The sequence below is a fragment of the Robertkochia marina genome, assembly GCF_004799345.1.
GTDB lineage: Bacteria > Bacteroidota > Bacteroidia > Flavobacteriales > Flavobacteriaceae > Robertkochia > Robertkochia marina.
The window spans coordinates 1,319,761-1,332,150 of the sequence record NZ_SSMC01000001.1 but is presented as its reverse complement, the minus strand read 5'-3'; the positions used below and the strand labels follow the sequence as shown (position 1 = coordinate 1,332,150).

At 45.0% G+C, this 12,390-nt stretch carries 8 protein-coding genes; 1 reads left to right on the top strand and 7 read right to left on the bottom strand.

The features are described from left to right. The first annotated feature begins 135 nt into the window (after positions 1–135). Positions 136–564, top strand: a complete 429-nt coding sequence (locus E7Z59_RS05460; RefSeq protein WP_136335265.1) for a hypothetical protein — start codon at positions 136–138, stop codon at positions 562–564. Between the two features lie 57 nt (positions 565–621). Here the strand turns inward: E7Z59_RS05460 and E7Z59_RS05455 are convergent, their stop codons facing one another. The 7 genes from E7Z59_RS05455 to E7Z59_RS05425 all read right to left on the bottom strand — a co-directional run bounded on the left by E7Z59_RS05455 (position 622) and on the right by E7Z59_RS05425 (position 12,330). After that, positions 622–2,505, bottom strand: coding sequence for an alpha-amylase family glycosyl hydrolase (locus E7Z59_RS05455; RefSeq protein ID WP_136335264.1), 1,884 nt, complete (start codon positions 2,503–2,505; stop codon positions 622–624). A 5-nt stretch (positions 2,506–2,510) separates the two neighbouring features. Further along, the gene (locus E7Z59_RS05450; protein WP_136335263.1) at positions 2,511–4,802 is read right to left on the bottom strand and encodes an alpha-amylase family glycosyl hydrolase; all 2,292 of its coding nucleotides are present in this window, start codon (positions 4,800–4,802) and stop codon (positions 2,511–2,513) included. Positions 4,803–4,809: 7 nt separating this feature from the next. Then, the gene (locus E7Z59_RS05445; RefSeq protein WP_136335262.1) at positions 4,810–6,645 is read right to left on the bottom strand and encodes a glycoside hydrolase family 13 protein; all 1,836 of its coding nucleotides are present in this window, start codon (positions 6,643–6,645) and stop codon (positions 4,810–4,812) included. 18 nt (positions 6,646–6,663) lie between these two features. Beyond that, the gene (locus tag E7Z59_RS05440) at positions 6,664–8,970 is read right to left on the bottom strand and encodes a glycoside hydrolase family 65 protein (RefSeq protein WP_136335261.1); all 2,307 of its coding nucleotides are present in this window, start codon (positions 8,968–8,970) and stop codon (positions 6,664–6,666) included. Next, positions 8,967–9,623 (bottom strand): beta-phosphoglucomutase, encoded by a 657-nt coding sequence (gene pgmB, locus E7Z59_RS05435; RefSeq protein ID WP_136335260.1) that lies wholly within the window; start codon positions 9,621–9,623, stop codon positions 8,967–8,969. Before pgmB ends, E7Z59_RS05440 begins: the two co-directional genes overlap by 4 nt. Positions 9,624–9,651: 28 nt before the next feature. Next, positions 9,652–11,178, bottom strand: a complete 1,527-nt coding sequence (locus E7Z59_RS05430; RefSeq protein WP_136335259.1) for an MFS transporter — start codon at positions 11,176–11,178, stop codon at positions 9,652–9,654. Positions 11,179–11,313: 135 nt separating this feature from the next. Continuing rightward, positions 11,314–12,330 (bottom strand): LacI family DNA-binding transcriptional regulator, encoded by a 1,017-nt coding sequence (locus E7Z59_RS05425; protein ID WP_136335258.1) that lies wholly within the window; start codon positions 12,328–12,330, stop codon positions 11,314–11,316. Between the last annotated feature and the right edge of the window lie 60 nt (positions 12,331–12,390).

Here is a 12,390-nt window from a genome sequence, read left to right as displayed (position 1 = left end):
TTGTTACGTCAATCATTATTAGCACCAATGAAATAAAAATACTACATAATGTATTGATGTGCAGGTTAAAACAGCAATTTTTAGGGTATAAATCACATATTTTCATTACATTCAATAGATTTAAAACCAACTATTATGATCAATAAAGCAAACCTGCTGGCCACTTTGGTCGGTACCATCGTCATGTTTTTCCTGGGCTACCTGATCTGGGGAATGCTTACTGTAGAATTTTTCACCCAACACAGCCTTGCAGATCTCACAAAGGAACCCAACATTATGTACATCTTTGCCGGCAACCTGGTAATGACCTTTGTGATCAGCAGTTTATACGGCAAGTGGGCAGACGGCAATTATTCTGCGGCCTCCGGGTTTAAGTTCGGAGCCATGGTAGGCCTCTTTGTAGGCGTAGGCATGGGGCTCCTCTGGTTCGGTTCTGCCAATATGATGACCCTTACCGGGCATATTGCAGAAGCAGGGCTTGACATCCTGTTTTATGCGGTTATTGGAGCCGTTGTAGGCTTCGTATACCAAAAGGCAACCAAGCCTGCCCTGGCCTTAAACTAAACACAAAAAAAGGCATGAAGAACTTCTTCATGCCTTTTTTTAATTCAGTTGTTTATTTTACTTCAATTCGATCACCGCCGATTGAAGGGGCGCTAAACTAACATTCACGCTTCCCGAATTCTCATCTACCTCCAGGGTAAATGCACGATCGTTCAGCAGGTCTTTTACTGTATCATTTCCCGAATTCAAACTCCATTTCGAAATTAGCTCTGCAGGGATTCTCAGACGGAAATCTTTTTGATTACCGGCATCAAAATTAGAAACTACCACTACCGCTTTTTCATCAGTAGAACGGGAGAAAGCGTATAAGCCGTCATCATAACCCTCGTCTTGTTTTTCCAGGTTGAACAGGTGAAGGTCATCATAGGCTCCTGTGAACGCCTTATGATCAATACTCAGGTTGAGCAGAGTTTTATAAAAGTCCCTTAGTTCCTTCTCCTCTTCAGAAAGCTGTCCTCCGTCAAAGGCACCCTCATTCATCCACCGCTGGTGATGCGGCACTCCGATATAATCGAAAATTGAGGTACGTGTCGGATCTCCGAAACCTGCATCTTCTGCTCCGGGTTCTCCTACCTCCTGCCCAAAATAGATCATGGTAGGGGCCGTACTGATCAGGGCTGAAACCACCATAGCAGGACGTCCTTTTTGAGCGTCTCCAGCAAAATCAGGACTTGCAATACGCTGCTCGTCGTGATTTTCAAGGAAATGAAGCATATGATGTTCAATATCCTTCAGCCCTTCCTGGATAGGCGGTATATGTTTTGTAAGGCCACGGTCCTGCAGGATGTTTTTAAGGGTGTCGTATAATTCAACCTTATCATAGAGATAATCCATTTTACCCTTGTGAATATACTCCCTATACAAATGGGGCTGGTAAACCTCCGCCAATAAAAAGGCATCGGCATTTGCATTTTTGATATGAGAATTCAGGTAACTCCAAAACTCTACCGGCACCATCTCTGCCATATCGAAACGAAAACCATCAACCCCCATCTCGGTCCAGTATAGCGCTATATCACGAAACTTCTTCCATGAATCCGGCACCTCCTTACCTTGCCAAAACTCGTAATGAGCTTTGTGATCCTTGCTGTCAAAACCTTCGGGAAGGGTATCAAAATCCTTTTGTCCGTCGGGACTCACTCCATAATTGATCTTAACGGTTTCATACCAGTCATTCATGCCGGGTTGGGCCAGTCGTGATCCGTTCCCTGTCCATTTTGCAGGATTTTCATCAAAGGCACCATCGGCCAGTGGGTGGGCTTCACCTCCCAATGGCTGATAACCATTTTCCCACTCCGGCACCTTAAAGGCTTCTCCCGGAATATAGTAGAAATTATTATTCTTAGCATAAGCTACCGAGGTATCGTCATTGGCACCGAAGTCTTCCACCCCTTCAGGATTGGTCTTTCCTTCATAATTACGGGCCACGTGATTAGGGACGATATCTATGATAAGCTTTAAACCATTCTTATGTGTTCGCTCTATAAGCGCCTGAAATTCTTCCAGTCTTCTCGCGGGGTCTTTGGCCAGATCAGGATTTACATTGTAATAATCCTTTACCGCATAGGGTGATCCCGCTCTCCCTTTCACCACATCGGGGTCATCATTTGAGATTCCGTATTGGGTATAATCGGTGATCAGGGCATGATGGGGCACCCCTGTATACCAAATATAAGTTACTCCAAGATCCTTGATCTCCTGAAGAGCCTTATCGGTAAAATCGTCAAATTTACCAACCCCATTCTCCTCCGGGGTTCCCCATGGTTTGTTAGTGGTATTGGTATTACCGAACAAACGGGTAAATACCTGGTATACTACCTCTTTTTGTTTTTCGGGCTTCATAGCTTCTTCCTGTTTTACCTCTTCAGCCGGTGCTGCCTCCTTACATCCTGCAAGGCTTACCGCAGCCCCCGCCATGAGGGTATAAATCATCTTTTTCATTGTACTTAATTCTTTATGATCACCGTATAATCACCCGCCGGCACTTCAACTGTTGTTCCAAATACCTCTCCGGAAAAGGGTTCCTGAGTTTTATTGAACACTGCAACCACCTCATCATTAAGGTAGCTTCTCTTTATAGCCATCACCTTCTCTTCAGGCAATGCCACCTGGGTGGTACCATAAAGTAAGGCCATATTTCCGGTTCTCATCTTTACCAGTTCGCTTACCTTATTTCGTAAAGCAGCTTCTTTTTCATTGAGATCTTCAAATTTCATCTGCCGTCTGTTATCAGGGTCATTCCCTCCCGGAACTCCATATTCATCAGCATAATAAATACATGGCACTCCGGGTATCATAAGGTTGAAAGCATGGAGCATCTCCAATTTTTTATAGGCTGTAGAATCAGAGATCTCAATGTCTCTTGTCCATCCTGCCGCCTTGGCATCTTCATCAAAACGCACATCTCCTGAGGCATAACTAATGAAACGGGCCCGGTCCTGGTTCCCGGTGATATTACCCATCAGGTGATGACTTCCAAAATATTCCATCCCCTGCTCCACAGCACGTGCAAGTCCGCCAAAACCGGCTTCAGGCTGGGCGAATGCAGCTACCGATGCATCGTAAAGATTAAAATCAAATTGGGCATCGAGCATTCCGGTATTGATATAACTTCTTATCAGGTCATAACTTCCGTAAGTCTCCCCGATCTGATAGATCGGGCGGTCTGTTCTTTCCCTCACTTTTCGGGTCAGGGTTCTCCAGAATTCTTCCTGAATATGCTTAGTGGCATCATGTCTGAAACCATCCAACTCAAAATTGGTTACCCAGTACGCAGCAGAATCTGTCATTTTCTCAACCACTTCAGGCTGTGAAAAGTCAAGGGTAGGCAGGTGGGTGTCAAACCAGGTAGTTAACCGATGATCATCCCATCTTTCGGTGTTCATGGTACCATCCGGCAGATATAGGTCTGTAGCCCATTCCGGGTGTTCCTTGTAAAGCGGATGTTCTTTATGCACATGATTGGCAACATAATCAAGAATAACATTCATTCCCTGATCATGGGCCTTATCGATAAGGGCTTTTAAAACCGCCTCATCTCCAAAGCGGTGATCGATCTTGGTATTCGAGACAGGCCAATAACCATGGTACCCTGAAAATCGGGTATAAGGGTCTTTCCATAAGCCGTAGGCACCCTCTGTATTCTGGGTGATCGGTGACAGCCAAATGGTGTTGATACCAAGACTTTGAAAATAACCGTCGTCGATCTTATCTACAACCCCCTGAAGGTCTCCCCCGTAATAATTGGCTATGGGTAAAATGGTGTCGTTATCCACCTTTTTAGTGTTGGTGGTATCTCCATCTCTGAATCGGTCTACCATTAGAAAGTACATAACCTGGGTATGCATATCGTTTCGGTTCAGTACCCCGGCATCAGTAACCACCTCTCCATTTTCCAGGGGAATCAACAAATCATTGCCGCTTCCCTTGGTATCAAAGGGATAGATCCTTATAAAACTTCTGCCTTCAGTTACACGGCCTGGTAATTTTACACCGATCTTGGTTCCGTTAACACTTACCATGTCCGCCGGAAGTAACTGGTTATCCAGGTAAACCAATGCCCCCTCCAGGCTCTTATCTGAAGACAGGATCAGGTTATTTTCCTGGATCGCCTCCATGTTTACCATGGGTTTGCTGCCTGATTCTCCCACCTCAAGAATGGAGTTGAACCCTCCAAAACCATTAGATTGTTTTATGGGGTTGTCCGGATCTGTCATTTCCTGACCGTCAACCACAAAGAGGTACTGATGATTACCGGGGTAGAATACCGCCTTATAATGCCAGGCTCCATCCTGATACTCCATCACTGACCTTTCAGGAACCCAACCGTTAAAAGCACCTTTTAGCATTACCTCCCTGTACTTTTTTTCCTGATCATCGAGCTTAAAACTCACCTCTTCAGCAGTACTCTTAAAAACAGGAATATCATTAACGACCCCTCCGGCAGTATAAATCCTTAAATTCTCGACCGGCTTCATCCCATCCATAGGGTTTAGTGACAATACCTGCTCATCCTCACTCAGTACCACTTCGAAACCGGCACTTTTACCGATGGAATCAACTACTGATGGGTCAGGAAAATAATCCTGAAGAACAATACCGTTGTTATCGGGAGCCAGGTAAACCGGACTTGCCAAAGGATCTATTACAGACCCGGGCTCTTGGCTTTGTTCCTGCTTACATGAGGTCAGAAGCGCCCCAAAGCATAAGGCAGTGGCTGCCAAAAACATATTTTTCATAGTCCGCTTATTTTAGTTCGATGATCATTGGGGTTTTTGCGGCTACTTTAAGTTGACCTGAATTAAGGTCAACCGCCGACTCGCTGAGGATCTCCATTCCGTTGTCATTAGTACTGAGCACCTCAGAAAAACGATCAAGATCAAGATTCACCTCATTCTCATTATTATTTAAAACCACCATTACCCTGGCATCGTCAAGGATACGGAAATACACGTAAACCTCATCCCGGGGTACAAAATGAATGGTTTTCCCTTTATGAATAACCTCGGCCTGCTTGCGCCAGTTAAACAGCTTCTTACTGAAATCAAAATACCGGCCCTGTTCAGCGGTACGTCCTTCTGCGCTAAATGCAATTAGCTCGTCATCTTCCCATCCTCCGGGAAAATCTCTTCGGATATCAGCATCGCCCTTGCCTTTATCTCCCCGCATTCCTATTTCAGAACCATAGTATACCTGTGGGATGCCCCTAACGGTAGATAAAAGTGTCATGACAAGTCGGTAGTCGTTGAACTCCGGATAGAATTCATTGATCCGCATGGTATCGTGATTCTCCGTAAACACCAGAATGTTATTGATATCGGGGTACAGGAAATCGTTTACAAAATTTTCATATATCCTGATAAGCCCTTTGTTCCAGGAAGGCTCTTCTCTGAAAGCCTCCATCACGGCGTTGTGAAGGGTAAAGTCCATTACTGAAGGTAAATGAGAATTAAACCCTTGTATGGCTCCCAGTTTACTGTCTTTCTGCCAATAGGCATTTTGCGCCTGGTCGTGCATCCATACCTCTCCAACAATATTGAAATTCGGGTATTCATCCATAATGGCCTTGGTCCATGCCGTCATGCCCTCTTTGTTTCCGTACGAGTAGGTATCTACCCTGAATCCGTCAAGATCGGCGTATTCTACCCACCAGATGGCATTCTGAATCAGGTAGTTGAGCACTTTTGGATGTCGCTGGTTAAGATCCGGCATACTCCGCACGAACCACCCATCTTCATTGTGACGGGTATCAATGGCAGAGGCATTGGGATCCATCTGAGTGGTCATCCTGTAGTTGGTTTGTCCATATCCGGGAAACTGATGTATCCAATCGTAATCAGGCAGGTCCTGTATCATCCAGTGTTGCAGCCCCCAGTGATTGGTCACATAATCCTTAATGAGTTTCATGTCCCTTTTGTGGAGTTCCTCAGCAAGCCTGCGGTAGTCTTCATTGGTACCATATCGCTTGTCTATTTGGTAGACATCACTTTGGGCATAGGTATGATAGGAATAAGTACTGTCATTATCTTCACAAAGCGGGGTACTCCAGATGGCTGTGGCCCCGAGTTCTTTAATATAATCCAGATGATCAATGATACCCTGAATATCCCCTCCATGCCGACCTCCCGGATTGGAGCGGTCAGCCTTTTCTACAAGATCGTCAACGCTGTCATTGGAGGGATCTCCGTTGGCAAAACGATCGGGCATGATCAGGTAGATGAGGTCTGATGAATCAAAACCCTTACGTTGGGCAGACCCTTCCCTTCTCGCTTTTAACTCGTAGGCTATCTTGTGTTCTACTTCCCCATCCTCTTCAAGAGTGATCAGGTAATCCCCCGGCTGCAGATCTTTGGTTTCGAGGGTAATAAAGAGGTAATTGTCGTTGTCTGTGCGGTCTGTTGCAGTAATGTTTAACTGATCTGAAGCAGGAGTATATTTTGCCACTCCATCTCCGTAGATCATCAGCTCAATGACCGAACGGTTCATTCCGGACCACCAGTTAGGTGGTTCAACCTTCAATTGCTGAGAGTGGGATAATCCCACCCACAGCAACGTAAAGGTTATTACGATAAGATGTCGCATTAGGTTGTATTAAATAGATTAGGCAGTTACAGCTTTCTCTGAAGAAACCTCGAGTACCTTTCCATTAACATTCAGGGTCATTGCTGCCCCTTTTTCAACCTTCACCACAGTCTCATCTTGTTTCACTTCTACTTTAAGGATCGTATCGCGGAAATTCACCTTAAAGGAATATCCTTTCCACTGTTCCGGGATTCGGGGTTCCAGCGATAACATATCGTTCTTTACCCTCATACCTCCGAAACCTTCAACGATACTCATCCAGGTTCCGGCCATGGAGGTAATATGCAGTCCTTCATGCACCTCCTTATTGTAGTCATCCAGATCCAGACGAGAGGTTCTTAAATAGAAGGTATATGCCTGGTCCATACGGTTAAGCACAGCAGCTTGAATGGAGTGAACACAAGGCGAGAGAGAAGATTCATGAACGGTAAAGGGCTCATAAAAGTCGAAGTGCTTCTCTAACTCCTCACGGCTGAAATCTTCTTCGAAGAAATAGAATCCCTGCAAGGTATCTGCCTGCTTAATGTAAGGAGATCTCAGGATGCGGTCCCATGACCAATGCTGGTTGATCGGACGTTGTTTAGGATCCAGATCTGCCACCTTGATCATTTCCTTATCCAGGAATCCGTCTTGTTGCAGGTATACTCCATGCTCATCTGAGTAAGGGAAATACATATTGTCTGCCACCTTCATCCATTCAGCAACTTCGGCCTCGGTGAGCTTCGCCTTTTCCATGATACGGGTATAATCAGCTCCGTATTCTGCCTTCACCTTCTCGATTTGCTTATTCGTGTAATCAATACACCACTTAGCAATATAGTTGGTATACCAGTTATTATTGATGTTGTTCTCATATTCGTTAGGGCCTGTAACTCCAAGGATCACATACTTGTCCTTTTGAGCAGAGTAATTGGCTCGCTGATGCCAGAACCTGGCGATACCGATCAGTACTTCCAGTCCCATTTCAGGAACATAGCTGTAATCTCCGGTAAAACGCACATAGTTGAAGATGGCAAAGGCAATGGCACCGTTACGGTGAATCTCCTCGAAGGTGATCTCCCATTCGTTATGACACTCTTCCCCGTTCATGGTTACCATAGGATAAAGTGCCGCTCCGTTGGTAAAGCCCAGCTTTTCGGCATTCTCTATGGCTTTCTCCAGGTGATTGTATCGGTATTTCAATAAGTTTCTTGCTACCTGGGCATCTTTGGTTGCCATATAGAAAGGCAAACAATAAGCCTCGGTATCCCAATAGGTACTTCCTCCGTACTTCTCTCCGGTAAATCCTTTTGGTCCTATGTTCAAACGGGCGTCTTTCCCGAGGTAGGTCTGGTTAAGCTGGAAAATATTGAAACGTATACCTTGCTGAGCCTTTACGTCTCCTTCAATGGTAATATCGGCCATCTCCCAGATAGCAGCCCAGCTCTTTGCCTGCATATTTTTAAGCTCATCAAACCCTATCTCAACAGCCTTTCCGATCACGGCCTCAGAAGCCTTTCTCAGATCCTCGCTCTTGTGATTCATAGAGGTTACATATCCCGCCATTTTTACCAGGGCTGCAGTACTATTGGCTGCAACTTTGACGGTATAGCTCAATTGAGCTTTGAAGTCGGTCTTTGACGCTGCAGGGGTGGCTTCTGTCAACTTCCCATCAAGCAGAAGTGCGGCACGCATCCCGGTACAAACATCAAAACCGGTCTTCATAGTCTTAGATCGAACATAGGCATAATCTCCTTGCGTACCGGTTTCAGAGACATCCCAGAACTTATCGTCCCAGTTAGAGTCTTCATTGGTAATTCCACCGTCTACGTAAGGGGTAAACTTGATCTCAGCTTCCCCGTTAAGAGGAGTTACTTCAAACTTAATCGCACCAACCTCATCGATATCAATACTCAAAAACCTTGTCGCGGTTACTGACACCTCGGCACCATTCTTTAAGGTAGCCTTAAAGCTTCTCTGGTACCATCCTTCTTTCATATTCAATTCACGACGGTAATCCTTTACTGAAGTGCACTGCTGCAGGTCAAGGGCCTCCCCGTTGATCTCTACATCGATCCCGATCCAGTTGGGCGCGTTCAATACCTTGGCAAAATATTCAGGATAACCATTTTTCCACCATCCTACCCGGGTCTTGTCTGGATAGTATACCCCGGCAATATAACTTCCCTGGAAGGTAGGGCCACTGTATTGTTCTTCAAAATTAGCACGCTGCCCCATGGCACCGTTACCGATACTGAACAAACTTTCGGATGATTTTACTCGTCCCGGTTCAAAGCCTTCTTCAATTAAAGACCATTCACTTGGTTTGATATAATCCTGATTCATTTTACTTTAGGTTCAAGGTTAACAATAAATTCTGTAGAGAATTCCGTGAAATTCTCAAAAACATGATCGGCATGTCCGAGGTTATCCGGACTTCCGATCCCGATAGAGATCATATGTGCTGCATTGGCAGCGGTAACCCCCGCTTCACTGTCTTCAAAGACCACACATTCCTCCTGTGGAATATTAATATTTTTGGAAGCGATCAGAAATACCTCCGGATCCGGCTTGGCCTTCTTCACACTGTTACCATCAACTATGGTATCGAAAAGACTAAGGAGTCCGATCTTTTCCAGGATCTTGGGGGCATTCTTACTTGCCGATCCCAAGGCAACGGGATAGCCTTTCGACTTGATCTCCCTGATAAAAGGTTCCACCCCCGGAAGGATATCATTTTCTGTCATCTTTTCCACATAAGCCAGGTAATCGGCATTCTTCTCTGTGGTAAGTTTATCAAAGGTGGCCTGGTCGATCTCTTTCCCGGCCCATCCCAATATTTTCTTTAACGAGTCAATACGGCTAACACCTTTTAATTGCTCGTTCATTTCGATGGTAAGTTCCAGCCCGAGCTCCTCGGCGGTTTTTTTCCATGCTAAAAAGTGAAAGTGCGCCGTATCAACGATCACACCGTCAAGATCAAAAATAAATCCTCTCATATCATTAAATTTTTCTCAGGGCTGGTGATCATCCCTTTATCTCTAATTCTTCGTTGTCATCGACCTTAAGCGCAAGTATTCCGGCAAGTATCATGGAAAATCCACCAATAAGCAGGGCATAAACGGGTTGGCTGTCAAAAAAGGTTCCTACAAGGAATCCCAGTATAGATGCTGCTACCAGCTGCGGAATAACGATAAAGAAGTTGAACACTCCCATATAGTATCCCATTTTTGATGCCGGCAAAGCTCCTGAGAGCATAGCATAGGGCACAGACAGAATACTGGCCCAGGCAATACCAACCCCGATCATAGGTAGTAGTTCGAGATTTAAAAAGGTAGGGGTATCTACAAAATAGATCCAGATAAGCCCCAGACCTCCAAGGCACAAAGCTACGAAATGCGTAAATTTTCTACTTGTCTTTTTGGCTAATAATGGTAGTAAGAAGGCAACAGCGGCAGCGATGATATTGTAATTGGCAAACATCTCGCCCACCTGGTTAGCTCCTTGGTTGTATAGTTCTGAGGTAGTATCTGTACTTCCGTAAATGTGCTCAGTTACGGCACCGGTAGTGTAGATCCACATGGAGAATAAAGCAAACCACGAAAAGAACTGCACCCAGGCCAACTGTTTCATCACCTTTGGCATGAACTGAAAATCATTCATAATGGTTACAAAACCATTATTATACTTCTTCCTTTGTTGGTAGGCTCCCGAAAAAATAAGGGCAAGACCACCAAGTCCGATAAGTCCGAGCGATAATACGTAGAGATCCTTTTTCAAGTCGAAAAAGTACACCAGGTAGGAGAAAGCAACACCAATTGCCAGGGCGATCGTCCCGATACGACTATGGCTTTTACCATTATCTACATACCATTGTTCCGAACGCTCTTCTTCCTCGTAACTTTCTTCCTCGCTTTCAAAAGCCGCAAGTTCTTCGGGCGAATACTCCTTAGAAAAAATGACGGTCCATAGAACGGAGATCAAAAAGGCTGCACCTCCAATATAAAAGGAATACTTCACCGAATCAGGAATAACTCCTTCGGCTGCTGTATTGGCCACCCCCATGTACGTTAAAATATTCGGGAGTTTTGATGCCACATAGGCCCCGATCCCGATAAAGAAACTCTGCATGGCAAACCCCATGGTTCGCTGCCTGTTGGGCAGGTTATCACCTACAAACGCCCGGAAAGGCTCCATGGAAATGTTGATGGAAGCATCCATGATCCACAGCATTCCTGCTGCAAACCAGAGAACGGGAGAATTTGGCATGACGAACAAAGCCATGGAGGCGAGGATGGCACCCACCAAAAAATAGGGACGGCGGCGTCCTAAACGCGTCCAGGTCCTGTCGCTAAAATATCCGATGATGGGTTGTACGATCAATCCGGTAAGAGGTGCGGCAACCCAGAGAATTGGAATATCTTCTATATCTGCACCAAGGGTCTGAAAGATTCTGCTGACGTTGGCGTTTTGCAACGCAAACCCCATTTGAATTCCCAAAAAACCGAAACTCATGTTCCAAATTTCCCAGAAACTTAATTTACGCTTTTTCATTTATCGTAAGTTGTTAATTATCACTACGATAAGCGCTATGACTTATCAAAACTTATAGGGTGAGAAGTATAAGCATAAGTTTTGAGCCGCTAATATACAGGTTTTTAAGGAAATCACCTCCTAAGAAATCATAAACTATTTTGTGGTTGCCCTCAGTTCCAGGGAGGTCTTAATAACCTCGGTACGATAATGATCTTCAGGCTCCCGGTCTTCCAGTTTATCGATCAGCATCTGTCCGGCCATCATCCCGATCTCATACCCATGCTGCACCACTGTGCTAAGGGGCGGATTGGAATACTTAGAAAGTATACCATCGGTAAACCCGATCACAGAAACATCCTCAGGTATCTTAAGGTCTTTCCTGACCACTTCGCGCATGGCAATGATCGCAAAAAGTTCATTAACAGCGAAAATTCCGTCAACCACCTGGTATTTAAGTAAATGTCTCACTGCTTTTTCACAAGCCGCCTCCCCGTCGACCTTAACTACAAGGTTTTCGTTAAAAGGAATCCGCGCATCCTGAAGTGCATTGCGGTACCCTAGCGTTCTGAGTTTTCCTACACTAACATGATCTTCGGTAGTAATGATTGCGATTTTTTTACATCCTGTAGAGATCAGATGATTTACAGCATTATAGGCTGCCTGGGCATCATCTATGATCACCTTATCACAGTAGATCTCCTCTGCAATCCGGTCAAACATCACCAGGGGCATGCCCTGGTTGACCACCTCTCTCAAATGATGATAATCGCCCTTTTCCTGCGTCTCTTTGGATAATGACATAATAAAACCATCAATACTGCCGTTGGCCAGGGTTTCCATATTGACCACCTCCCGCTCAAAACTCTCGTTAGAAAGGGTTACGATCACATTATAGCCGTTGGAATTGGCTACATTTTCAATACCGCTGATCACCTGGGTAAAGAAATGGTGAACGATCTCCGGTATGATCACTCCAATATTCTTTGACTGCCGGTTCTTGAGACTGATGGCAATATTGTTTGGGCGGTAATTATAGAGTTTCGCAAAGGCCTGCACCTTCTCTCTGGTATCCTGGCTGATCTCTGTACTGTTTTTCAGCGCCTTAGACACTGTAGACACCGAAACATCGAGTTCTTTTGCGATCTGCTTAAGGGTTACTTTTCTCTTCATAGCATATAAAATGGCAAAAATACATGCCTTTTTTACGATAACGTCAGAAAGATAAGACCA